Source organism: Mucilaginibacter sp. BGA-UO-ETr-C110 (assembly GCF_059567985.1).
In genome coordinates this window covers 4,093,711-4,119,448 of the sequence record NZ_JCAQPB010000002.1, presented here as the reverse complement: position 1 = coordinate 4,119,448, position 25,738 = coordinate 4,093,711, and the positions used below count along the sequence as shown (strand labels likewise).

Here is a 25,738-nt window from a genome sequence, read left to right as displayed (position 1 = left end):
AGTTTTTAGAGTTTATAAAAAAATGGCAAAGAGAATAATCATCAGCGGTGGCGGAACAGGAGGACATATCTTCCCGGCTATTGCTATTGCCAATGCTTTAAAAAATATTGATCCAACTATCGAGATATTGTTTGTTGGCGCTAACGGGCGTATGGAGATGGAGAAAGTTCCGGCGGCTGGTTATAAGATCATTGGTCTGGATATTCAGGGTATACAACGAAAATCAGTTTGGAAAAACGTGATGTTCCCCATCAAGCTGATGAACAGTGTGCGCCGGGCGCTTAAAATTATTAAGGATTTTAAACCTGATGCCGCGGTTGGTGTTGGGGGTTATGCTTCGGGGCCGTTGTTATATGCGGCATCGCTGAAAAATATTCCTTACCTCATACAGGAGCAAAATTCGTATGCTGGTATTACCAATAAATGGCTGGGTAAAAACGCTCAGAAAATATGTGTGGCCTTTGATGGTATGGATAAGTTCTTCCCTACCGAAAAAATTATTAAAACGGGTAATCCCATCCGCCGCGATTCGGTGAACGTGGCAGGCAAACATATGCAGGCACTGGAGCTGTTTAAGCTTTCTGCATTTAAAAAAACAGTATTAATAACCGGTGGAAGTCTTGGAGCGCGTACGCTAAATAACAGTATAGCCCTTGGTTTAGATAAATTGATTGCTGCCGATGTGCAGGTAATATGGCAAACAGGCAAGTTCTATTATAAACAAATCATTGAACAATTAGGTGAAGATCATCATCCGGACGTGAAGATCAGGGAGTTTTTAACCCGTATGGATCTGGCTTATGCCGCTGCCGATATCATTATATCACGCGCCGGTGCAGGTACCATTGCCGAGTTGTGCATGGTTAAAAAGCCGGTGATCCTGGTGCCTTCTCCCAATGTGGCCGAAGACCATCAGACTAAAAATGCGCTGGCACTGGTAGAGGAAGATGCGGCAATTTTTCTGGCCGACAGGGATGCCGAAGAAAAGCTGGTTGATAAAGCAATTGAATTATTAAACGACAGGAATTTACAAAAGAAATTAGGTACTAATATTGGTAAAATGGCTATGCCAGATGCCGACGAAGTTATTGCACGTGAATTATTAAAAATAACAATAAACAACAACAATTAAAATTATGGTCCTCCTTCTCCCAAAAAGAGGAGGGCCTTTTTTAAAATCAAAACAATGGAGCTACATAACATCAAAAGAGTTTACCTCATAGGTATAGGCGGCATCGGGATGAGCGGCCTGGCTCGTTATTTCCATCATTTAGGGTGTGTTGTTTGTGGTTATGATAAAACGTCGACGGATCTGACCAATGATCTGCACAACGAAGGCATACAAACTATTTTTGATGACCGGTCTGATTGGATCCCGATGAGTTTTCAGCAGCTCAGTAATGATACCCTTATTATTTATACACCGGCCGTTCCTAAGGATTCGGTTATATTAAACTATTTTAAAAATAAGGGGTTTGAGTTGTTCAAGCGCTCGCAGGTTTTAGGTTTGATCAGTAAAAGCTCCTTTACCATAGCGGTTGCGGGTACGCATGGCAAAACTACCACCTCAACTATGGTAGCGCATATCTTGAAAGATTCGGGTAATGATTGCTCGGCATTTTTAGGGGGTATATCATCCAATTACCAAAGCAATGTGCTGTATGGCAAAAGCAACGTGATGGTGGTAGAGGCCGATGAATATGACCGTTCGTTCCTCACCCTGTTTCCGGATGTAGCTATCATCACATCGATGGATGCAGATCACCTGGATATTTATGGTGATCATGCTCATTTGACTGAGTCGTTCCAACTGTTTGCTTCGCAAATAAAAAGCGGCGGTACACTGGTTCATAAAAAAGGATTGCCTTTGGATACCGGCTATACTTATGCCCTTAGTGATGCTACCGCCGATGCGCATGCGGCTAACGTACGGATCGAGAACGGTGATTTTTATTTCGATTTCATCAATGCCGATGTTACTATTCCTGATATCAGAATGGGTATAGCCGGCACGCATAATGTGGAGAACGCGGTTGCGGCTATCGAGGCTGTGTTGCGGTTGGATATCAATACCGATGCTATTAAAAGCGCATTGGGGTCTTTCAAAGGAGTTAAGCGCCGGTTTGAATATATTGTAAAAATACCAGAGCATATTTATATTGATGATTATGCGCATCACCCTGAGGAATTAAGGGCATGCATATCCTCAGTAAAAAAACTGTATCCAAACAAAAAGCTGACTACCATTTTTCAGCCCCATTTATATACCCGTACACGTGATTTTGCCGAAGGCTTTGCCGAAGTGCTGGATATGGTTGACGAGTTGATCATGCTGGATATTTATCCGGCACGTGAATTGCCTATAGAGGGCGTTAATTCAGAAATGCTGCTGAACAGAATGGAGTTACAAAATAAACGGAAACTAAGCAAACAGCAAGCGCTGGATGCAGTAGCCAATGAAAAGCCCGAATTGTTACTGACCGTAGGGGCTGGTGATATTGATACTTTGGTTCACTCTTTAAAAGAAATATTGGGTAATGGATAGGAAACTCATTTGGAGGCGTGTGTTGATTATATCTGCCTGGGTAATTTGCCTGGGTGGCCTTATCACGCTTATGAGTTTTATTCAAATAAAAAAGGCCAGTGTTCTTTGCACCGCTGTAAAAGTTAATATACCCGGCAGTCAGTATTTTATTGATAAGCAGGAGGTCGACCAGATCTTGCAAACCAACAGTCATACATTGATAGGGCGCAGGCTGGAAGGGATCGATATACAGGACCTGGAAAACAAGTTAAGGGCGAATCCATTTATTGAATTTGCCAAGGTTTATACCGAAATGGATGGTGTTTTAAGGGTCGAGGTAAGTCAGCGTCAGCCTATACTGCGTATCATGAACCATTATGATATGGATTTTTATGTTGACCAGCATGGTTTAAAGATCCCGCTGTCGCCAAATTTTACCGCCAGGGTACTGGTGGCCAATGGTTTTATAGACGAGTTGTTTACCAACCATGTGGATTCATTGCATACCAAATTGGCCAAGGACCTGTTCCTTACCGCCGATTTTATCCGCAAAGACTCTTTATGGGACGCGCAGATAGCACAGCTGTATGTCAATAAAGACCATGAAATTGAACTGATCCCGCGGGTAGGAAGTCAAAGGATCTTGATCGGTAATGCCGATTCGCTGCAGGTAAAATTTGCTAACCTGATAGCGTTTTATAAACAGGTATTACCAAAAGTGGGCTGGGATAAATACAGCACTATAAACATAAAATACTCCGGCCAGGTGGTTGGTATTAAAAATGAAAATATGAAAGCAGATTCGATCAAGGCAAGTAAGGCCAAAAGCCTGAAGCCCGATTCTGTAAAAATGGAAAAGGATACATCTCAAATAAATTAGGAATATGGACAAAAGCTCAACTCAAGACAAAAGTTCGCCAATTGTAGTAGGATTGGATATCGGAACGACTAAAATATGTGCCATTGTTGGGCGCAGGAGCAAGAACGGGAAGATTGAGGTATTAGGAATTGGCAAGGCCGAATCTGCGGGTGTTACCCGTGGTATGGTATCAAATATTGATAAAACAGTACAAGGGATCTCCCAGGCGGTTGATGTGGCCGGGGCGCAATCCAATGTAGATATCAAAGTAGTATTTGTGGGTATAGCAGGTCAGCATATCAAAAGCCTGCAGCACCGCGGATTGATAACCCGTCGTGACCTGCAATCAGAAATTGGTCGTAAGGATATTGATAAACTCATTGAGGATATGTACAACCTGGTGATGCCTCCGGGCGAGGAGATCATCCACGTGTTGCCGCAGGAGTTTACGGTAGATAACGAGCCGGGTATCAAAGATCCGATTGGTATGGCTGGCGTGCGCCTGGAAGCAAACTTCCACATCATATCAGGCCAGGTTACGGCTATTAAAAATATTGTAAAATGCGTTAACAAGGCCAGCTTGGATAGTCAGGATCTGATCCTGGAACCATTGGCTTCTTCCGAGTCGGTATTGAGCGAAGAGGAAAAAGAAGCAGGTGTGGTATTGGTGGATATTGGTGGTGGTACTACCGACGTGGCCATATTCCACGAAGGTATTATCCGTCATACCGCGGTGATCCCATTTGGTGGTAACAGCGTAACCGAAGATATCCGCGAGGGTTGTTCTGTGATGCGTAACATAGCCGAGCAGTTAAAAGTAAGGTTTGGATCGGCCCTGGCTGATGAAAATAAAGAGAACGAAATTGTTTGTGTACCCGGTTTACGTGGCCGCGAACCCAAAGAGATCTCTGTAAAAAACCTGGCTTATGTAATACAGGCCCGCATGGAAGAAATTGTAGAGCATGTGTACTACGAGATTAAATCATCAGGTTACGAGAAAAAACTGATAGCCGGTATTGTAATAACCGGTGGTGGCGCTCAATTGAAACACCTGCGCCAACTGGTGGAGTTTGTTACCGGGCTGGATTGCCGTGTAGGTTACCCAACAGAGCACCTGGCCAAAAACGAAGTGTTGCCGAAAAATATTTATGAGGAGCTGCAGAGCCCAACCTTTGCAACAGGTATTGGCTTGCTGATAAAAGGTATCCAGAAAACGGAATACATGACCGCGGCGCCTGCAACAGATACAAGAACAGAAAAACCAAAATACGAGCCCAAAAAAGAAGGCGGTTTGTTTGACAGGTTGCTGAAAAAAAGCATCACATTTATAAAGGATGACATAAATGATGAGGATTTTTTGAAGTAATTATTCACATAAAGCAACTTTTCCACATTATTGACAATTGTGGAAAACCTTTGTGGAAAAAGTACTATTATTACGATGGTAAAATCTAAATATTGGTTGAATCACATATAGCTGAAAACGAAGATTATGCAGTTTGAGATGTTAAAAGAAAAATCGTCAATCATCAAAGTAATTGGTGTTGGCGGTGGCGGCGGTAACGCGGTGAACCATATGTACAGGCAGGGAATTACCGGTGTTGACTTTATAATTTGCAACACTGATGCCCAGGCGCTGGAGTTAAGTCCTATACCAAACAAGGTACAGTTGGGCGCAAGTCTTACTGAAGGAATGGGTGCCGGTTCAATACCCGAGGTGGGCAAAAACTCAGCTATTGAGAATATCGACGATATTAAGCAGATGCTGGGTGTTAATACCAAAATGTTGTTTATTACAGCTGGTATGGGTGGTGGTACAGGTACAGGCGCAAGCCCGATCATTGCCAAAGCAGCCCGCGAAATGGATATATTAACGGTAGGTATCATTACTACCCCGTTTTCATTTGAAGGTAAACGCCGTAAAATGCAGGCCGATGCCGGTTTGGAAGAGCTGAAAAAATATGTCGATTCGTTCCTGGTGATATCGAATGACAGATTACGCCAGATCTTCGGCAACTTAACCATGAGCTCAGCCTTTGCACAGGCCGATAATATATTAACAACAGCCGCTAAAGGCATAGCCGAGATCATTACCTTACCGGGTTATATCAACGTTGACTTTAAGGATGTGCGCACCGTAATGAAAGATAGCGGTGTATCTATCATGGGCAGTTGCTCTGCCGAAGGCGAGAACCGTGCTTTAAAAGCGGTTGAAGGCGCACTGGCATCACCGTTGTTAAAAGATAATGAGATTGAAGGCGCACGATATATATTGCTGAACATCAGCTCTGGTATACATGAAGTAACCATGGATGAGGTAAGCATCATTACCGATTACATACAGGAAGAAGCTGGTTTAGCTGCCGACCTGATATGGGGTAATTGCGTGGATGATAACCTGGGCGACCAACTATCGGTTACCATCATAGCTACCGGTTTCCAAACCAAGGATGAGCGCGAAAAAGAGAACAGCAACAAAAAGATCATTTCTATGCTGGAGCCTGAGGCTAAACCTTTGGTAAAACCGGTAAATGAATTTATCAACCCGGTTAAAGTTACCGCTACTGCCGAGCCTTATATTAAACCAAAGGATGAGCCAAAACAAACCGGCTTGTTTGATATGTTTGCCGCCCGCGCTGAAGAAAAGGAAGAAGTGGTGATGAGATATAACCTGGATGAAGAGGAAGCTGAAGAGGATAACGAACCGGATACCGCTGGTTTCACTTTTAAAATGAGTGAGCCTGAATCATACGCGCCGGTTAAAGAAGAAAGAATGCCTGAGCCACCAGCTCCCGCTCCTGAACCGGAGCCTGTAGTAGGTGCCGATGATCATAAAACAAATGAATCTATCGAGGAGCAACTGAAAAAATCGCGCGAGCGTATTATGAGGTTGAAAGACCTAAGCATGAAATTGCGCAGTGGTAATATACAAGAGCTGGAAAATGTACCGGCCTACAAACGCAAGGAAATAGCGTTACAGGAAACCCCGCAATCTGACGAAAGCCAGATCTCGAGGTTTAGCCTGATGCCGGATAACGAAGGTAATACCGAGATTCGCAAAAATAACTCTTTCCTGCATGATAATGCGGATTGAGATTATGGAGCAAGGATAAAAAGATAAAGGAACAAGGATTGAAAGCCTTAGTAATTAAAAGCAGGAAAGCTATCACAGAAATAATTCTTAGATAACTTTCCTGTTCTTGTTTAAAGGAATATAGGTTTTCGAGTCTTGATTCCTGACTCTAATAGTCTTGATTCTTTCACCCAAGTTATAACCTATTCTAAAAAGTTATAGCTATTGCTGCGAGCCGAATAAACGGCTATATTTGTATTTTAAAATACTATCTACAAAAGCGTACTATTTTGGATCTATTTGATAAAATAACGAAAAGTTTGGGCGGCCCTATCGGTCAGCACCAAAAATGGTCACACGGTTATTTTTCATTCCCTAAACTGGAAGGAGAGATCGGCCCGCATATGCAATTTAACGGCAAAGAACATTTGGTTTGGAGCCTGAATAATTACCTGGGTTTAGCCAATCACCCCGAAGTAAGGGAAGCCGACGCGAAAGCCGCTGCCGATTATGGTATGGCTTACCCGATGGGTGCTCGTATGATGTCTGGTAACTCCATTCATCACGAAGAGCTGGAAAACAACCTGGCATCTTTTGTAGGTAAAGAAGCAGCTTTTTTATTGAACTACGGTTACCAGGGTATGGTATCCATTATAGATGCACTGGTTGACAGGAACGACGTTATTGTTTATGATGCCGAATCGCACGCTTGTATCATTGATGGTGTGCGTCTGCATATGGGCAAACGTTTTGTTTATCAGCATAACGATGTAGAAAGCTGCGAAAAGCAACTGGAACGTGCTACACGTCTGGCTGAGCAAACCGGTGGCGGTATCTTGCTGATCACCGAAGGCGTATTTGGCATGTCGGGTGTTCAGGGCAAGTTGAAGGAAATTATAGAACTTAAAAAGAAATACGATTTCCGTTTACTGGTTGATGACGCGCATGGTTTTGGTACCATGGGTAAAACCGGTGCCGGTACGCATGAAGAGCAGGGTTGCATTGACGGGGTTGATGTTTATTTTGCCACCTTCGCTAAATCAATGGCCGGCATTGGCGCTTTTGTAGCAGCTGATGAGCAGATCATTCATTTCTTGCGTTATAATATGCGTTCGCAAACTTTTGCCAAAGCGCTGCCTATGCCTATGGTAATGGGTTTGAAGAAACGTTTCGAAATGCTGAAATCACAGCCTGAGCTGCGTGAAAAACTTTGGCTGATCGCTTCTACCTTGCAAAAAGGTTTAAAAGAGCGTGGCTTTGACTTGGGCGCGAGCAATACTATGGTTACCCCCGTATTTTTAAAGGGCGACCTGTTTGAAGCTACCAGCCTTACCCGCGATCTGCGCGAGAACTATGGCATCTTCTGCTCTATTGTAATCTATCCGGTTATCCCTAAAGGATTGATCGTACTGCGTATCATACCAACCGCCGCGCATTCTTTAGAGGACGTACAGCGCACCCTTGACGCCTACAGCGAAATGGCCGAAAAACTAAAATCAGGTTATTACAAAGAGGATAAGCTGGAGATAGCTTAATGCTTCATGATATAATAGAAAAGCCCTGGTTTACCGGGGCTTTTCTCATTTTAGAATGATTGGATGGTGATTTCGTTAATTAAAAAAAGTATGTCATTTCGAACGAAGAGAGAAATCTTTTGCGCTGGATGTATCCCATGCAAAAGATTTCTCCTCGTACCTCGTTCGAAATGACATGCTTTTTGTTGATATAAGGTCCTTATTTCTTATCCCGAATGTATTTATCTATTTTTCCAAAGACTGGATTGCCTGATGGTTAAATTCGTTTTTAAGATTTCTTTTATATATCCTCCACCCGGATTGGTAGCCTGTTTTAAGAAAATATCGGTTGCTGCCACACCAATTTCAAATGCCGGTTGAGCAACCGTAGTTAATGGGGGATCTATAACCGTAGCGGTAGGGTCATCATTAAAACCAACAACCGCGATATCATGCGGTATTTTTATTCCCTTTTGCTTTAAGGTAAGCATTACCCCGATAGCCACCGGATCACAAACCGCGAATATGGCATCGACAGAAACTTGATCAGCCAGCAATTTCTCTGTAGCGGCTATTCCCTGGGCTCTTTCAAAGCCACATTCGTAGATCAGTTCTTCATTTACGGGGATATGGTGCTTGCGCAGAGCATCTTTGTATCCCTGCAACCTGTTTTGTGCCAGAGTAATGTTCAAAGGCCCGGTAAAGTGGGCAATCTTTTTGCAACCCTGCTCAATCAAATGTTCAACAATTTTAAAGGCCCCTTCATAATCATCAACCGATACACTATTACTTTGGATACCTGTCGGTAGTCGGTCAAAAAAAACTAAAGGGATATTTTTGTTTAAAAACGATTGGAAATGATCCATATTAACGGTTTCTTTTGAAACGGATACGATTAGTCCATCCACCTTGGCCGATAATAATGTTTTAGATACGATCACCTCTCTTTCATACAGCTCGTGCGATTGGCAAATGATCACCTTATATCCCGATTTATAAGCTACTTCTTCTATCCCGGCTATTACCGTCGAAAAAAAGTAATGAGACAGGATGGGGACGATAACCCCTATAGTTTTGGTTGATTTTTTAAATAAGCTGGAGGCAATGGCATTGGGCTGGTAATTATATTTTTCGGCCAGTTCAAGGACGGCTTTCTTGGTTGCAGCGCCAATAGAGTGATGATTCTGCAAGGCACGCGACACGGTGCTTTTGGAAACATTTAATTCCCTGGCTATGTCAATTAAAGTAATTTCTTTATTGGATCGATAACTATCCTCTATACTCATACTTACTTAAATTTATCATTTGTGCTGATATCCAAACTTGGTAAAGATAATCATCCAGATAGCCTAACGATATATAAAATTAATAAGCAAAAGTTTTTTAATTATTATTTTTATATATTTACGCAACCGGTTGCGTAAATATATAATTTACCATTATAAACTAAAAGAAGAACATGAGAAAAATTCAACTAATGGCAACTGCCTTGGGTGCAGGTTGCGTAATGCTGCTATCGCATTGCACAAAAGATGCAAAGACTAATCCTGTAAACAATGAGGGCAATGCTTCACAAACCGCGGGAACTCTAAAAACATTCTCGGTATTATTTAACGGTGATGCCTCCCTCGGCTCAAGCAATGTGTGGAAGAATGTAAATATTGAAGGAACAGGCGCGATGACTACTGTTACTGATGAAACTGGTACACTTTGCTGGCAATTTACAAAACCGGCAGGCAGTCATCGCACGGAAGGTCACGGCGCCCAAAACTACCAGGCCTTAAATGGCTCTGAGTTTTATATCGGGTGGACAGACAAACTGTATATGCCCACCTCGCTAAAAACGGATGCGGTATTTCAGTGGAAATCTTATCCCACCAGTACCACAGCCAATCATCCATTAATGCTGCGCACCAATAACGGCAATCTGGAACTGCAATATTTTGATATTAATCATGTGGCCAGTGTGCCATGGTCAATTCCGCTTGCTGTGAGTACCTGGCAATCATTTGTCTTACGTATCAAATTATCAGATAGCGCCACCGATGGCTATATTGAACTATGGTATAACGGAGTAAAACAAACTTTTACTAATAGTAGTCAACGATATTACTGCCGCACTTTCGACAGCGATTCCTGCGATCCCAAATGGGGTGTATATGGCGGCGATGCTTCACAAGCAACCCATATTGTTAAAAAGATACGGATTGGTACAAGTTATGCAGATGTAGCTCAATAACCACAAAAAGAAGCCCTGGTTTACCGGGGCTTCTTTTTGTGGTTATCCGTATCCCGAATGATATTTGGCCCTGGAGTCAGCTTATAATCCACCTCAAGCGTTTTCTCTATGATCCAATGATCATTTTTATATGATAGATAAAACTCGGCTTGTGATCCAACGCCTGTCATCAGTATTTTTGCGTATGCCTTATTATCACCAACAGTTATACTGTCTGCTTTTAACATATAGGGCATTTCAACATTTGAGAAGGTATCATATTCATAGGCTTTATCCATCAGGCTATCAGGTACAAACTTATAGGTGATAGGGTATTTGCCCCAGTTGAATTTTTGATCTCCATTAAAATATTTTGATTTGTTTAATACTACTTTAGTAATATGATATGGATATGTCGGACTCATATTGACTAAGTATTCTCTATACAACGAATCGATACAAGTTTGAATAATTGCCGTATTAACCGATTTGCCATTTATTGCGGATGGTGTGTTTGGGTCGATACAGGAAGATAGTAATATCAGCAACAAGAGTGAAAATTTCTTCATGCAGGTAGTAGTGTAGGCTTAATGTTTAAATATAATTGTTTTACAACAACAAAAATCAAAGCAAAATATTTTATTGTTCAATTGCACGCACACATTTTATTACCATATTTGTTATGAAACTGATTTTAACAAATTATCCATTAATATAGGTACACATGCAAGAATTAGACCCCTCCGTACTACAAAAAGTAAATACATGGCTTCAAGGCAGCTACGATGCTGATGTTAAACAACAGATACAAAAATTACTGGATGATAAGGCATATACAGAATTAACAGATTCATTTTATAAAGACCTGGAATTCGGAACAGGTGGTCTTCGCGGTATTATGGGCCCGGGCTCAAACCGTGTTAATAAGTACACCATCGGTACTGCCACTCAGGGACTGGCCAACTATCTTAAAAAAACTTATCCTGGCGAAAAAATTAAAGTAGCCATCGCGCATGATAGTCGTAACAATGCCGATCTTTTGGCTTCTACTACAGCCGAGGTTTTTTCGGCAAATGGTATCCACGTATATTATTTTGAAGCCTTACGCCCAACGCCTGAGCTTTCCTTCGCGGTACGCCACCTGGGTTGCAAAAGTGGAGTAATGCTTACCGCGTCGCACAATCCAAAAGAGTATAACGGTTACAAGGCCTATGGTGATGACGGCGGACAGTTGGTTGCCCCACATGATAAAGCCGTAATGGACGAAGTAGCGGCTATAAAAAGTATTGATGAGGTTAAATTTAACCGCGTTGAAGAAAATATAGAAACAATAGGTAAGGACATTGACGATCTGTACCTGTCGGAAATTGTGAAGCTTTCTGTATCGCCGGAAGCCATCAAAAGACAGAAAGATCTTAAAATTGTGTACTCACCAATTCATGGTACGGGTATCACTTTAACACCAAAAGCCCTGGCGCTTTTTGGTTTTGAAAATGTGATATTGGTTGATGAACAAACCACGCCCGATGGTAATTTCCCAACCGTAGTATATCCAAACCCCGAGGAAAAAGAAGCCTTAACCCTGGCCCTTAAAAAAGCCAAAGAAACAGACGCCGACCTGGTGCTGGCAACCGATCCGGATGCTGACCGTGTAGGTATCGCCGTTAAAAATGATCAGAACGAATTTATACTGCTTAACGGTAACCAAACCGGCAGTTTGCTCATTAATTACCTGTTGACCGCATGGCAGGATAAAGGCAAGCTTACCGGCAAGGAGTACATTGTTAAAACCATTGTAACAACTAACCTGATCGAGGCGATAGCCAAAGCTAAAAACGTAACCTATTATAATACGCTTACCGGTTTTAAATATATTGGCGAGCTGATGACCAAATTGCAAGGCAAGCAAACCTTTATTGGTGGCGGCGAAGAAAGCTACGGCTACCTGATAGGTGAGCTGGTACGTGATAAGGATGCCATTGTATCAAGCGCCTTTATTGCCGAGATGACCGCCTTTTATAAAGATAAAGGGAGCAGCTTGTTCGAGGCCCTTATTGATACTTATGTACAGTATGGTTTCTATAAAGAAAAACTGATCTCCATCACCAAAAAAGGTAAAACCGGTGCCGAAGAGATTGTAGCGATGATGGATAAATTCAGGAACAATCCACCGGCTACATTAGGAGGATCAAAGGTTATTACCCTGAAAGATTATGAAAAAGGTGTAGAAACAGACCTGAACAGCAATACCACCAAAGCGCTGGAACTGCCAAAATCAGATGTGCTCCAATTCATTACCGCCGACGGAAGCATTATTTCTGCCCGTCCATCAGGTACCGAACCTAAGATCAAGTTCTATTGCAGCGTAAATGGTAAACTGGCCAGCAAAGCCGCTTACCATGAAACCGACCATCAACTGGAAGCAAAAATTGATACGATCATGAAGGATCTGGGAGTTTAATCCTGGTAAAAACATATGAAACAGCAAAGGCGCCGACAGGCGCCTTTGCTGTTTCATAAAGGGCGGTGTCATGCTGAGCCTGTCGAAGCATGGTGGGTGGGCCTCTGCGCGCGATCCTTCGACGGGCTCAGGATGACAGCCCTCCCATTGTTGCTAAAACCTTTTAAAATAAAATCCTAATATCTTTCGGATAATCAAAGGCTTTTATATTTTTACAGCTACCATTAAAAAATCTTTATGCTCACCAGAAGACATTTCATCAAACTGAACGGCGTGGCCGCCGCAGGTATTACCCTGGGTGTTACACCGTCATTATTTGCCAGCACTTTGCCCGCGTTTGAAAGTAAACGCCCTAAACTGGCCGATCGTAAATTTACCAGTAAGGCGGTTGAGGCCATTATTCAAAAGGTGAAAAAAGATATTAAAGATCCGGAGCTGGCCTGGCTGTTTGAAAACTGCTATCCCAATACCCTGGATACTACAGTAAACTATTCCGAAGCTGGTGGTAAGCCTGATACGTTTGTGATTACCGGTGATATTAACGCCATGTGGATGCGCGATTCATCCGCACAGGTTTGGCCATACCTGCCGCTGATCAAGACCGATCCGGCGCTTAAAAAGTTGATACAAGGTATACTGAGCCGCCAGGCTAAGTGCATACAGATAGATCCTTATGCCAATGCCTTTAACCAGGGCCCAACCGGCAGCGAGTGGGATACCGACCGCACCGATATGAAGCCCGAACTGCATGAGCGCAAATGGGAGATCGACTCCCTTTGTTACCCTGTAAGGCTGGCTTATAATTACTGGAAGATCAGTGGTGATAGCAGCTTTTTTGACGAAAGCTGGCAAAAATCGGGTAAAATCATCCTGAAAACTTTCAAGGAGCAGCAGCGTAAAGAGAGCAAAGGCCCTTATCACTTCCAACGGAAAACCGAAGTAGCCAGTGATACCGCACCTAACAAAGGTTATGGTAACCCGGTTAAACCTGTTGGTTTGATCTGTTCTATCTTCCGCCCGTCAGATGATGCTACCATTTATCCTTTCCTGATACCATCAAACTATTTCGCGGTTACCAGCTTAAACCAAATGGCCGAAATGTATGCCACCATCGGTAATGATAGCGGAACGTCTTCTGCCTGCCGTGCCCTTGCTGCCGAAGTTGACGCCGCGTTAAAAAAATACGCGGTAGCCCAACACCCGGAATATGGCAAAATATTAGCTTTTGAGGTTGATGGTTACGGAAATCAATTATTCATGGATGATTCCAACGTGCCCAGTTTACTGGCCTTGCCTTACCTGGATTCGTTGCCCGTTACCGACCTGCTGTATCAAAACACCCGTAAGTTTGTGCTGAGCGAAAACAACCCTTACTTTTTTAAAGGCAAGGTAGCCGAAGGTATTGGCGGTCCGCATGTAGGTATAGGTTATATATGGCCTATGGCTATTATTATGCGTGGTTTAACCTCTACGCATAAAGACGAGATCACCGAGTGTCTGCGATTATTAAAAACCACACATGCCGGTACAGGCTTTATGCATGAGTCGTTCAATAAGGATAATGCCGATGATTTTACCCGTAAATGGTTTGCCTGGGCCAACACTTTATTTGGCGAATTGATCATCAAAACACATCAACATTATCCGGATATATTGCAGAAAATCATTTAATACTGATTTTAATATATGAATTGTATTAAAATATGATTTTTTCTAACTAAAATTATATAAAATACTATTATTTAAATTTATGTTTTGTATTTAATATCTATAATTGAATTATTATCAAAAATATTTTATTGCTGTTTGTTTTTAATATAATATATATCCGCTTAAATATTCATTAATCGCTTAAAATGTGGAAAAAAACCACTTTTAAGGCAGTATTTTTTCGCCTTAAAAATTTTTAATTAAAAAAAAACATTATAGATTAGCTTTAGTTAAAACAATAAACCTCAATAATTTTAAAAGGAGTAATTAAATGAAAAAATTTACTGAAGTAAAAGAGCTTGTAGCTTCATTGGAGGCCGACGCCGACAAATTCTACAACAAAGGAAACAGTGCAGCCGGAACACGTGTTCGTAAAGGCATGCAAGATCTTAAAAACCTGGCACAGGCTATCCGTCTGGAAGTACAGGAAGCTAAAAATAAAGAAGCTTAGTAAGATTTTTCTTATTCCAATAAAAAACCCGGTTATCATATAACCGGGTTTTTTTGTTTAAAATAATTTGCCTGTTTTCAGGAAAGCTTGTCTGTTTCCAGCTGAATAGCATCGGCTATTTTGCTGCTTACAGGTACCAGCGGCAGGCGCAGGTGTTCATCGCAAACACCCAGATGTTTCAGGGCATTTTTGGCACCTGCCGGATTGCCTTCCACAAACATTAGTCGGGTAAACTCAACCAGGCTGGCATTTATTTTTTGCGCGGCTTTGTAATCGTTGTTCAGCAACAGGCTGATCATAGCCGATAATGGTTTTGGTACAGCATTGCCAATAACCGATATCACACCTACAGCTCCCATGGCCATCATAGGCAAGGTAACCGGATCGTCGCCAGATATCACTAAAAACTCCTCCGGCTTATCGCGCATCAGGTGGTTAAACAGGTCGAAATTGCCCGAAGCCTCTTTAATACCGATGATGTTTTTAAAATCACGGGCCAGGCGCACGGTTGTTTCCGCAGCAATAGTGCTGCCGGTGCGGCTGGGTACGTTATATAAAATTACCGGAAGCGGTGCTGCCTGCGCTATAGCTTTATAGTGCTGATAGATACCTTCCTGGGTAGGTTTGTTATAATGTGGGCTTGATGATAGTATGGCATCGTATCCGGTAACATCAAACTCTTTTACTTGCTCAACTACTTCATGAGTATTATTACCGCCTATACCGGCAACCAGATTTACGCGCTTCTTGACAACTTCCGCAGTAAATGCCCAAACCTGCTTTCGCTCGTCGGCATTCAATGTGGCGCTTTCGCCGGTTGTACCTAATGATACCAGGTATTGCACCCCGCCATCAATCAAATGTTCAATAAGGTTTCTTAAACCCTCGTAGTCAACTTGACCATCCGCCTGAAAAGGGGTCACCATGGCTACCCCTGTTCCGTAAAATATATTCATGAGTAAAATTAAAGGATGCTAATATAGCGTTTTAGTATCAAGTAGCTAGTATCAAGTATCAAGATACCCTGGCCGACTTTGATATTTTGATATAAGGATGCTACTCTCTGATTTATATTAAAGTCTTGATACTTGATACTAGCTACTTGATACTAAAAAGAGACCCCCAGTCTGATGGCCGAATTGGTGTTGCTGCCGCTGTTGAATGATTTGCCATACATCAGTCTGATATTTAAATATTGTAGACCAAAACCCAGCTCGGTATAATTTTTAAGCGTAGGGGTATACAGGTAATTTACATCTACAATTTCCTGCAACTTCAATTTGCGGATGAGTGGGATCTTGTTGGTGATAAAACCCATGAAATTGTGCTCCAGGTGACCTTCGGCATATTTATCGGGTGTGCTGAAGTTGTAATAATCTAACAACAGGAACCGGTTGATGCCGGGAGTATAGGCCAATAACTGGTTACCGTCAAAATGTTTATAATCCGGGAAGTATAATTTATTAGCGTTTAGAAATTTGCCCGCGCCTATAAAAAAGGAAGTTTTGCCATAAAAGCCCATATCAATGTTTGATTTGGATATATCGGCGCTCAGCAGGTCGTAATCAACGTCTGATCCCAGTACATTTTTTATGCCCTTGGTATAATTTATACCGATGGTAGGATATTTTGATGGCAAGTACCGGCGACCGGAAGGATAGGTTTCATACTGATCGCTAAAATTATAGCTGGTGCGTAAAGCTATTTTGAACGATTGGTTTTCCGGGAACAAAGGAACATCCAGTGCCGGGTTCAAAGGGTTGTTGGAGGTGAACTGGTGGTTTTGCGGACTAAAGAAACTATAGGTAGTACTGTTGCCCAGTGATTTGCGGTTGGCCCATTCTACCGTTGCGCCTGCCAGCCATCCGCCCACAACGCGACCAGATAGTGAAGCCGATACAAATTGCTTTTGATACAGCTTCTGATAGTTTTGCCGCTCAAATAAACTGTACAGCGAATTAACCAGTGTAGATACCGGCTGCTGATTATTGAGGTCGGTTATGTCTGATCCACCGCGAATGCCAAGTGTAAACCGCTGGCCTACAGGTATACTCGAACCAAGAGTGCCATTGAACAAATGATTAGAAAAGCCATAACGCAGATGGCCATCCAACATCAGCGAACGATTATTAAGTGTGTCGATCACCTTGCTGTAGGATACGCCGTAGTTGATCGCGAAACCTTCTACCGTATTATAAAGCGCCGAACTCAGCAGGCCATCATAATGGAACGTTTCCTTTTTATACCGGTTCCGAATGTCAACCCCTGTAAGTAATATACCCATCGGTTTTACCTCATTATTAGCTTTATCCAATGAGTCGAGGTATTGTTTTGATTCGCGTTTACGGGCCAGTTTATCTTTATTGACATAGTCGGTTTGTTCTTCGCCAGTGAGGGGGATAGGGCGCTGCTGATTCCAGTAGGCCGAATCTTTATGAGTACCCTTGTCTATACGCAAAACCTCGGCAAAATTGGTTTTGGCAAAGCTGGGTTCCAGGTCGTAATTTTTATATATCGAAATGTAATAACCTCCAACTTTAAAACCTAATAAGCCCCCGGTAAATTCAAACTTAATACTGGCCGGCATCCAGGCTATATTATTATTTACCGGGTAAAACTGTTGGTTTACTTTAAGTGTATCAACCAAATTGATATTGGCTTTTTTGGTAATGAACAGTTGCAGGGCCGATAACCGCCAGCTATCATCCAGTATATAAATATAGCCCTCGAAGCAAGGGTCATGCGCACGTTTAGGAGTTACCTGTATCTTGTTGATGGTTTCGCCGTTTTCTACAGTGAGCCCCATCCATTTGTAATTATAATAGAACAAGGCATTATCAGCAATGGGCGATACCAGCGGGCGATTGCTCAGGCCATCCCAGGTTTCAAAATTCTCATAAAAATTAACAGCCATGTCTGATGCCCGGTTAAAACTGAAGGACCGGTTTTGCCCCGATACTTTGGAGGATACCTGCACCTCATGTACCTTGTTGGGTCGTATAAAGCTATATTTCGATTCGGATTCTGACAGATAAACGATGCCTGTGCGGTTGGAGTCAAGCCCAGCCTCATTAGTAGCTTTCTGCACATCAAAACCCAGGAACTTTTTGGGTGCGGCCAGTAGCTTTTGAAGTCCTTTGATATAGATATCACAGGTGTAGGCTTTAACCTCGTTCAGGTAAGTTTTACGTTTTTTGATGGCTTTGCGGATGATGTCATAAGCGGGGTCTTCGCCGCCGGCATGAATGGTCACCGCCTTAAGCTGGTAGGTTTCGGCTTGGAGCGAGATATTGATCACCTGGTTAGCGGTAAGGTTTACCTGGCGACTTTGCTGGCCATAGCCCACTGCTTTGTATTGCAGCTCATAGTTACCGGCGCTTAATTGCAGCTGGTACATCCCTTCGCTATTGGCCGAGGTTCCTTTGGATGTGTTTTTGACATAGATGGATGCAAAAGGAACGGGTTGGTTATGCTCGTCGGTTATTTTGCCGCTGATGTTAAGCTGTTGCGAAAAAACACGGGCGCCCGATATTAAAAATAAGGCAAATAATAAGGCTGATCTCATTTAACAGGTAGTTTAAGCTAAGATGAAGCTTAATTACTAAATGTTACAACACAGTTTTGTTAAATAATGTGAAATTGACAAAACCAGCCCGACGCTCGCTGATCAACTAACCAATCATCGCCAATAGTTCCTCATCACTGATGATAGGGATATTTAGTTTCTGCGCTTTCTCCAGTTTGGCTGGACCCATGTTATCGCCGGCAACCAGGTAGCTGAGTTTGGCCGATATGCTGCTCAGTATTTTACCGCCGTTTTGCTCTATCAGATCCTTCAACTCATCTCGTGAGAATTTTTCAAATACGCCGGATATGATAAAGCTTTGTCCGCTTAATTTTTCACTGGCTAGTTTTACTTCTTTGATGTCGGCAACAAATTGTAAACCGAGCGCTTTTAATTTCTCAATTTCTTCCCGGTGTTTTTCGTCTGCGAAATAATCAACAAGACTTTGGGCTATACGCTCACCAATCTCGTCGGCGGTTACCAGTTCTTCCTGAGTGGCAGCCATCAGTCCGTCGATCGATTTAAAATGGATAGCGAGTTTTTTGGCAACGGTTTCGCCAATGTAGCGGATACCCAGGCCAAACAGTACTTTTTCAAAAGGCATCTGTTTCGACTTTTCGATACCATCCAGCATGTTGGTGATCGACTTATCGCCAAAACGATCCATCTGCTTTAATTCATCGGCGTGTTCATGCAGTTTATAAATATCACTGATATGGCTGATGAACCCACGCGAATACAGGGTTTCGATGGTCTCGTCGCCCAGACCGTCAATATCCATAGCCTTACGACCTATAAAGTGCTGCATTTTGCCCACAATTTGCGGTGGACAGCCTTCATCATTCGGGCAGTAAAAAGCAGCTTCGCCTTCTTTACGTTCCAACGGAGTATCGCAGGCAGGGCAGGTGGTACGGTATACTACGGGTACGGCGTTCTGCGCCCTTTTTTCGGGGTTTATGCTGATGATCTTCGGGATGATCTCGCCGCCTTTCTCCACAAAAACGGTATCGCCTTCGTGCAGGTCCAGTCGGATGATCTCGTTGGCATTGTGCAGGGTGGCCCGTTTAACGGTGGTACCAGCCAGCAATACCGGCTTTAAATTGGCTACCGGAGTAACAGCGCCCGTACGACCAACCTGGTAACTTACGCTCAACAGTTCGGTCTGTACCCGTTCGGCTTTAAATTTATAGGCTATGGCCCAGCGCGGCGATTTGGCCGTAAAGCCAAGCTCCTGCTGCTGCGAGTAGTTATTTACCTTGATCACGATGCCATCAATATCATAGCTCAGGCCAAACCGGTCCTTATCCCATTTGGCTATAAACTCAAATACCTCATCAATATTACCACAAAGGCGGCTATGCTCGTTGGTATGGAAGCCCCAGCTTTTAACAGCCTGCAGGCTTTCCCAATGGGTTTTATATACGGGCTTTTCGGTATACAGAAAATAGAGGAAACAATCCAGCGGGCGTTTAGCAACCTCTGCCGAATCCTGCATTTTAATGGTGCCTGAGGCAAAGTTGCGCGGATTGGCATACGCAACCTCTCCACTCTCCAAACGTTCGTTATTGAGGCGCTCAAAGGCTTTGCGGTGCATGAAAACCTCGCCGCGTATATCAAAATAGCTGGGGTATTCGCTGCCCTCATGCAGCCTTTTAGGGATGGTATTAATGGTGCGTACGTTGGTGGTCACTTCGTCGCCCTGCACACCGTCGCCACGGGTTACGGCGCGTACCAGTTTGCCATCTTCATAAGTTAAACTCATGGACAGGCCATCAAACTTCAGCTCGCACACATATTCAAAATTATCGCCGATGGCCTTGCGGATGCGCTGGTCAAAATCAAGCAGTTCCTGCTCGTTATAGGTATTGCCTAATGACAGCATGGGCCAGCGGTGCCTGTAAGTCACAAACTCCTTGGTAATGTCGCCGCCAACTTTTTGCGTAGGCGAATCCGGATCGGCAAACTCCGGAAATTCTTTTTCCAGCTTATTCAGCTGCTCTAATTTCTTATCGAAATCAAAATCGGCAATGGTAGGCATGGCCAGCACATAGTAGTTGTAGTTGTGCTGTTTTAACTCGGTTGTTAAGGCCTTGATCTGGTTTTTGGCTTCCGCTGGTGACATAGATGCGAAGTTAAGAAATTACTTTATTTCATAGTTTACAAAGTATAAAACTGGTGCAGTTCAAATTGTCGCGCGGTAAACTCACCCCGTCATCGCTGCGCTCGACATTCCTCTCTTCGCCTGCGGCGGAAAGAGGGGGCCAACAAAATATCAAAAAGTAACGTCATTGCGAGCGCAGCGTGGCAATCCCCGACTTACAGAGACGCCCTGCATATTGGGGATTGCCACGTCGTTCCTCCTCGCAATGACGCGCGGGAGAAAAGGCGTTTTATTTCTCTTTGCCGCAAAGCGCAGACGGTGTGAGTCGACACTCCGCCACAATTCACCCACACCTTTATAAAACTGGTTTTAGGGAATATAAAATGAATGAAAAGTTTAATTATTGCTTAATATTAAATGCTTAATTTCGTTATGTGTAATATTTATGGCATATTTAATTATTAGTCAACTTAAACCAAAACAAAAATGAAACAAATTAGACTACTGCTATTGGCAGTTTTGCTGATGCCTTTCTTTGCACAGGCACAGGTATCCAAAAAACATCACCCGCATCATGCTAAAGGTCACCAAAAAAATGGCCTGGTAAGGGGTATTGCCTATGCCGACTTTGTAAAATCGGTATCGGACTTTGCCGACAGCACCAAAAAACCACTGGCCGACACCGCCTGGAGGCTCTGGAAACAAGAAAAATGGACCCAACTGGAGCAGTTCTTTACCGCTAACAACCTGAACGGCGGCTGGCCGCCAAACCGCGGCGCGGTGGATCTGAAAATAGTAACCTTGCCTGCCGGTATCGACATTGATCGTTACGGCGGTTATTTTGATGCCGACAGCGTGTTCCAGGACCGTGGTACCTTCGTATCCAAAACCGGCGTGCCTTTTCCGCAGCGTGCTTTACCCGATAAAACACTAAATTCGCCTTACCGTGTTTATAAAACATTGAAACCTATACCTAATGTAAGGCAGGGTACCATTATCCCCTGGTTTGGTAAACCGGGTTTAGGTATCCAGTACGAAACGCCGTATATTATTAACGACCTTAAAAAAGAAGGTTATATAGCAGAAGAGAAAAAAACTAAATAACAAAAGCCATGATCACAAAATATGAGAAGATAGGATCATTGATCTTTGACGGAAACGAACAGGATGTTGTACCCCGCTCCTTTCAACCGGATACCAAAACAGACCTTGGGGGCGCTATTGCATTTGATGATGCTGTCAAACATGATTTTGAGGATCTGCGCGGAGTTATTGGCGATGATGATTTTGAATCCATTATCAAAACAGGTGATTTTACCCCCGATGGCGGCTTTTTACACCAATACCGAGGCAGCGATAACCTGAAGCTGTATTACTTTAAAAGAGGTAAAACGGTTGTTGTTTTTGCCTACGGCGAATTTCAGCCAACACGGTATAAGCTGTACCTGGAAGGGGTGTGGGTGGTTAAATAAGGACTGCCCTGCCCCTCAGGCTCCCTTTCAGGAGACCCTGAGGGGACAAAAGTAGAATTTTCACCAACGCGTCATTGCAGGTAGCCTCACCCAACCCTCTCCAAAGGCGAGGGCTTTAAAACTCTTTTTTGAAGTCTCCCCCTTTGGGGGAGACTTAGAGGGGGCTTTCGCAATGACGTGTTTTTTATTACTGCCCGCCGTGTTGTGTTATACAGATATGCCTATTACTTATCCGTAGTTACCGATTCATTCACTACACTCATTGGGAAACTAACGCCGCCAGGTACTTTGGGGTTATCTTTGATATCCACCGTACCGCTGATCACCTGTTTGCTTTTGGATTCACTGATCCAGCCGGTCACTTTATCGGCTTTAATGTCGGCGGTCATGGTGCCGGTCATATTATACTTCATGGGCATCTCGCCTACCTTTTTAAAATCATCGGCGGCGTTGGTAGCCAGCGTGCCTTCACCATGGATCACATAGCTGGTCGGGCTGATATCGGTTAACTGGTAAACGGTGCTTACCTTTGCCGACATGGCGCTTTCCAGGCTGGTGTTGATTGTCCACTTGTCGTTTTTAGATACCGGTGTCTCCGGGAAAACTGCTGTAGCCAGCTCAATACTTCCTTTAATGGCCTTGGCGCCGAATGATTGCAGGAACTGATTCTTGATCTGCTCTTTCTGCGGCCCCTGTACCTGCGGGAAGCTGTCCAATACCGCGGAGATCATGTTCTCTACATTCTCAACCGACTTCACTTTGCCGCTTTTGGTAAATGTTGCCGTAAAAGGTTTGTTCACCAGGCCACCCAGGATGCTCGACATAAAATCGTTCGGGTCTTTCTTTTGCGAATCATAGTTCACGGGGCCGTTGGGGAGCTGCATTTTTAAGGACAGGCTTTTATAATTAACCTCCATATAATACAGCGAATCATCAGCATTCAACACCTTGAATGAGGTGGTACCGCTAATGGTGATCTCGATATGGTTATCCACCCCATTAACGGTTTGCTTAATAGCCGATGTGGTATTGGTAACCATGTTGTAGGTGTTGCCCTTGGTGAGGTGCAGGGCCAGTTTTATTTTTTGCGCTTGAGCCGACAGGCTGATGCCGGATATTAAAAGCAGGCTAAAAAGATATTTCATAGTGTATTTGTTGCGGGTTAAAGTTATTACAAAAATCTGCATCAAAAAATGCAGTAAAACATAACAATTATTTAAAAGTAATTTCGTTAACTTTATAGTAATCAATGCTCTTTATATTTCATTAGTATATTTTTAACAACGGAAAGGGGGTTTTTATGTTACAGCAAATAGCATTTATACCGCAGCACCAGTTTCATGTGTTGATCAATTTTAAGGATGATGAACGCATTGTAGCCGTTTTACCAAATGAAGCAGGACGATTCCGCGTGGTTGATCAGGGTAAAGTTATTGCAGAAGTTGATCTGGATAATAGCAAACATAACGTGGTTTGCTGCCATGGCAAGCTGGAAGATAACGTATTAGCCCAGCTGAAGCATCAGATAATACATCATTACAAAAATCATTACGCATAATAAGGCATACAAGAATTTGATAGTTCATGGGTGATGGCTTATGGTTCATAGTCCATGAGTTTTTATTATTCATGGGCTATCTCTTTTTTTAGGAAACCTCTATCAATTAAACTTTCTATAAACTTTACCAATCATGTCATTGCGAGCGTAGCAATCTCCTCATTTGTAAACAAGCGAGGAGATTGCTTCGTCGTACCTCCTCGCAATGACATGTTGGAGAAATGAAGAAGCGCAGATCCGATGAGTCGACTTCCGCATCAATTCTTACTCGCAGCCGGTTTGGCCAGCATGGCCTCTTTAATAAACTTAACCGGGGCGCTGCCGTAGCTCAGGAATTTCTCGTTAAAATCCTTCAGTTTATATTTATCGCCCATTTTTGTCTTGTAGGCATCGCGCAGGTCAATGATCTCTTTGTAGCCGGTGTAATAGCTGGTGAGCTGTACACTGCTCACGCTAACCCTCTTCCATTTACCTTCGGCTTCGGCCTGTTGCTGAAATGCTTCGGCGGTCAGTAATTTGATAGCCTGTTCTTTGGTCATATCGCCACTGTGCACGCTGTAATCCAGTATGGTATTACAAACCGAGCGCAGGTGCCATTTATACCACATCAGCCTCATTTCGGGCTCGTTGTTGCCATAGCCGTTATCCAGCATCATTTCTTCGGTGTATACCGCCCAGCCTTCGTTCATGGCGCCATTGCCAAATACCGATTTGATAATGCTTGGCGCTTTGTTGGCATAAACACCCTGCACATAATGGCCCGGTACAGCCTCGTGAATGCTCAGTATCTGGATGATGTACTGGTTATACTCGCGCAAATAACTTTCGGCCTTCTCCGGGCTCCAGCCGGCAAGGCTGCCTACGTTGTAATAGGAGTTACCGTTTTTATCATACGGACCCGGGCCGCTCATGGAAGCGCCGGCTACACCGGCCATATAGCCAGGTTCTTTACGGATAATAAGCGGTTTGGTAGGATCAAGCGTAAGCAGGTCCTTGGTTTTTACAAAATCTTTTAGCTTGGGGATCAGCTGCACAATGGCCGACTGAAAATCATTAGGCTTCACGTGTTTAGACGAGAGGGTATCGATCATGGCCCTAATGAGTGTTAACGTGTCACCAGGCATCGCTTTGCTGCCAAAATATTTTGGCCATAGGTCGCGGCTTATTTTGGCCATCTGGCCGTGCAGATATTTTTTACGCAGCATGGCCGCGTTATAGGTTTGCTGCCCATTGCTGGCGGCCACGTTTTCGTACTTAAATTTATCTTCATACAAATCTTTCCCCAGGCGGAAGCTGCGTGGGTGATCGTTTTTTAAAGCCTTGAGCCAATCGGTATAGCCTTTGATGGCCTGCACCGCAAGCGCGGCACGATCGGTCATCAGCTTCTTTTCGGCTTTGGGTATGTCGGTTTTTTTGAGCGAGTCGGCAAAATCCTTATCGATCACATCCAGTCCGCCCAGGTTTTGTTCAATAGCCAGCGAAGTAAGTTCGGTAACCGGGTTTTTAATTTGTTTCTGCGCCTCTTTATAATAAGCGGGTACACCAGCCAGGCGCTGATAAAAGTTACGCATGCGCTTAGTGAGGGGGGCATAATGCTCATTGAGCATATAGGCGAAGGTGCTGATAACGTTATATGACGATGGATTCCACTCGTATGATTTGAGGCGTTCAATTTGCCATTGGGTATAATCCAGCTGGTTTTGCATTATTTTATAATCAACCCGGTTGCTCTCGTTAAGTGTGTTCACCTCAAAACGACTTAGTGAATCGATCTGGAATTTGACAAACTCCAGCATTTTGCTCCGGCTTTGTTCGCTGGGGATGTACAATAAGCTGTCGTACTTATGATAACCTACCGAAGTGGCCCAGTCGGGATTCAGTTTCCATAAATGCTCCAGGAAGGAGTTTTCATAAGTGACAAAAGCCGCGTCGTCCTTACCCAATAGCGCGCCGCTGCCGCCACCGCCCATGTCTTTTTTACAGCCGGTAAAAGCAATTAGGAAAATAATAACGGCCAAAGCCAACCTTACGAATATATTTTTTATGATCACGGGACAAAAAGATTTAATAATGCACGATAAACTTAAAACATTTAAGGCATATAAATCAAACCATAGATTAATTTGTTACTTTATTGGACTTTTGGACTCTGGGATTTTTGGACTTTAAGACTTTTAGAGCAAAGATATTGGGACTTTTAGACTATGGACTTTTGGATTATGGGAGAAGATT

The 25,738-nt window shown here is 43.4% G+C and carries 20 protein-coding genes; 13 read left to right on the top strand and 7 right to left on the bottom strand.

The annotated features are described in order from the left end of the window. The first annotated feature begins 22 nt into the window (after window positions 1-22). The 6 genes from murG to AC57BQ_RS17685 all read left to right on the top strand — a co-directional run bounded on the left by murG (window position 23) and on the right by AC57BQ_RS17685 (window position 7,991). Window positions 23-1,132 (top strand): undecaprenyldiphospho-muramoylpentapeptide beta-N-acetylglucosaminyltransferase, encoded by a 1,110-nt coding sequence (murG, locus tag AC57BQ_RS17710; protein ID WP_496407536.1) that lies wholly within the window; start codon window positions 23-25, stop codon window positions 1,130-1,132. 54 nt (window positions 1,133-1,186) lie between these two features. Continuing rightward, entirely contained in the window at window positions 1,187-2,545 is a 1,359-nt protein-coding gene (murC, locus tag AC57BQ_RS17705; protein WP_496407535.1) for a UDP-N-acetylmuramate--L-alanine ligase, read from the top strand. Beyond that, window positions 2,538-3,404 carry a cell division protein FtsQ/DivIB gene (locus tag AC57BQ_RS17700; RefSeq protein ID WP_496407534.1) on the top strand — a complete coding sequence of 289 codons (867 nt, stop codon included), beginning with the start codon at window positions 2,538-2,540 and terminating at the stop codon, window positions 3,402-3,404. Before murC ends, AC57BQ_RS17700 begins: the two co-directional genes overlap by 8 nt. Window positions 3,405-3,408: 4 nt before the next feature. Beyond that, a complete protein-coding gene (gene ftsA, locus AC57BQ_RS17695) occupies window positions 3,409-4,749 on the top strand; it encodes a cell division protein FtsA (RefSeq protein WP_090473201.1) in 1,341 nt (446 codons plus the stop codon). Window positions 4,750-4,875: 126 nt separating this feature from the next. Next, window positions 4,876-6,477 (top strand): cell division protein FtsZ, encoded by a 1,602-nt coding sequence (gene ftsZ, locus AC57BQ_RS17690; RefSeq protein WP_496407533.1) that lies wholly within the window; start codon window positions 4,876-4,878, stop codon window positions 6,475-6,477. Window positions 6,478-6,746: 269 nt separating this feature from the next. Then, the gene (locus tag AC57BQ_RS17685; RefSeq protein ID WP_496407532.1) at window positions 6,747-7,991 is read left to right on the top strand and encodes an aminotransferase class I/II-fold pyridoxal phosphate-dependent enzyme; all 1,245 of its coding nucleotides are present in this window, start codon (window positions 6,747-6,749) and stop codon (window positions 7,989-7,991) included. Between the two features lie 221 nt (window positions 7,992-8,212). Here AC57BQ_RS17685 and AC57BQ_RS17680 read toward each other — a convergent pair whose 3' ends face one another. Then, window positions 8,213-9,256, bottom strand: coding sequence for a LacI family DNA-binding transcriptional regulator (locus AC57BQ_RS17680; protein ID WP_496407531.1), 1,044 nt, complete (start codon window positions 9,254-9,256; stop codon window positions 8,213-8,215). A 173-nt stretch (window positions 9,257-9,429) separates the two neighbouring features. Here AC57BQ_RS17680 and AC57BQ_RS17675 point away from each other — a divergent pair, with 173 nt between their 5' ends. Next, the gene (locus tag AC57BQ_RS17675; RefSeq protein WP_496407530.1) at window positions 9,430-10,209 is read left to right on the top strand and encodes a heparin lyase I family protein; all 780 of its coding nucleotides are present in this window, start codon (window positions 9,430-9,432) and stop codon (window positions 10,207-10,209) included. Between the two features lie 20 nt (window positions 10,210-10,229). Here the strand turns inward: AC57BQ_RS17675 and AC57BQ_RS17670 are convergent, their stop codons facing one another. Continuing rightward, entirely contained in the window at window positions 10,230-10,757 is a 528-nt protein-coding gene (locus tag AC57BQ_RS17670; RefSeq protein ID WP_496407529.1) for a hypothetical protein, read from the bottom strand. 155 nt (window positions 10,758-10,912) lie between these two features. Here AC57BQ_RS17670 and AC57BQ_RS17665 point away from each other — a divergent pair, with 155 nt between their 5' ends. The 3 genes from AC57BQ_RS17665 to AC57BQ_RS17655 all read left to right on the top strand — a co-directional run bounded on the left by AC57BQ_RS17665 (window position 10,913) and on the right by AC57BQ_RS17655 (window position 14,810). Continuing rightward, on the top strand, window positions 10,913-12,649 hold the full coding sequence (locus AC57BQ_RS17665) for a phospho-sugar mutase (protein WP_496407528.1): 1,737 nt from the start codon (window positions 10,913-10,915) through the stop codon (window positions 12,647-12,649). 237 nt (window positions 12,650-12,886) lie between these two features. Then, window positions 12,887-14,320 (top strand): glycoside hydrolase family 125 protein, encoded by a 1,434-nt coding sequence (locus AC57BQ_RS17660; RefSeq protein WP_496407527.1) that lies wholly within the window; start codon window positions 12,887-12,889, stop codon window positions 14,318-14,320. Window positions 14,321-14,630: 310 nt separating this feature from the next. Further along, the gene (locus tag AC57BQ_RS17655; protein ID WP_022830046.1) at window positions 14,631-14,810 is read left to right on the top strand and encodes a BF3379 family histone-like protein; all 180 of its coding nucleotides are present in this window, start codon (window positions 14,631-14,633) and stop codon (window positions 14,808-14,810) included. Window positions 14,811-14,887: 77 nt separating this feature from the next. Here the strand turns inward: AC57BQ_RS17655 and dapA are convergent, their stop codons facing one another. The 3 genes from dapA to ligA all read right to left on the bottom strand — a co-directional run bounded on the left by dapA (window position 14,888) and on the right by ligA (window position 20,497). Beyond that, a complete protein-coding gene (gene dapA, locus AC57BQ_RS17650; protein ID WP_496407526.1) occupies window positions 14,888-15,766 on the bottom strand; it encodes a 4-hydroxy-tetrahydrodipicolinate synthase in 879 nt (292 codons plus the stop codon). Between the two features lie 152 nt (window positions 15,767-15,918). Then, entirely contained in the window at window positions 15,919-18,375 is a 2,457-nt protein-coding gene (locus AC57BQ_RS17645; RefSeq protein WP_496407525.1) for a DUF5686 and carboxypeptidase regulatory-like domain-containing protein, read from the bottom strand. Between the two features lie 106 nt (window positions 18,376-18,481). Next, window positions 18,482-20,497 (bottom strand): NAD-dependent DNA ligase LigA, encoded by a 2,016-nt coding sequence (gene ligA / locus AC57BQ_RS17640; protein WP_496407524.1) that lies wholly within the window; start codon window positions 20,495-20,497, stop codon window positions 18,482-18,484. Between the two features lie 465 nt (window positions 20,498-20,962). On the opposite strand from ligA, the gene AC57BQ_RS17635 reads away from it, so the two are divergent. Both AC57BQ_RS17635 and AC57BQ_RS17630 read left to right on the top strand, forming a co-directional pair. Then, window positions 20,963-21,580, top strand: coding sequence for a TNT domain-containing protein (locus tag AC57BQ_RS17635; protein ID WP_496407523.1), 618 nt, complete (start codon window positions 20,963-20,965; stop codon window positions 21,578-21,580). Window positions 21,581-21,588: 8 nt separating this feature from the next. Further along, a complete protein-coding gene (locus AC57BQ_RS17630) occupies window positions 21,589-21,948 on the top strand; it encodes a hypothetical protein (RefSeq protein WP_496407522.1) in 360 nt (119 codons plus the stop codon). 224 nt (window positions 21,949-22,172) lie between these two features. On the opposite strand, the gene AC57BQ_RS17625 is transcribed toward AC57BQ_RS17630, so the two are convergent. Beyond that, on the bottom strand, window positions 22,173-23,093 hold the full coding sequence (locus tag AC57BQ_RS17625; RefSeq protein ID WP_496407521.1) for a DUF6263 family protein: 921 nt from the start codon (window positions 23,091-23,093) through the stop codon (window positions 22,173-22,175). A 155-nt stretch (window positions 23,094-23,248) separates the two neighbouring features. Between AC57BQ_RS17625 and AC57BQ_RS17620 the strand changes: the two genes are divergently transcribed. Further along, window positions 23,249-23,506 (top strand): hypothetical protein, encoded by a 258-nt coding sequence (locus AC57BQ_RS17620; RefSeq protein WP_496407520.1) that lies wholly within the window; start codon window positions 23,249-23,251, stop codon window positions 23,504-23,506. Window positions 23,507-23,763: 257 nt separating this feature from the next. Here AC57BQ_RS17620 and AC57BQ_RS17615 read toward each other — a convergent pair whose 3' ends face one another. After that, complete coding sequence (locus AC57BQ_RS17615) at window positions 23,764-25,557, bottom strand: DUF885 domain-containing protein (protein ID WP_496407519.1); 1,794 nt, start codon at window positions 25,555-25,557, stop codon at window positions 23,764-23,766. Between the last annotated feature and the right edge of the window lie 181 nt (window positions 25,558-25,738).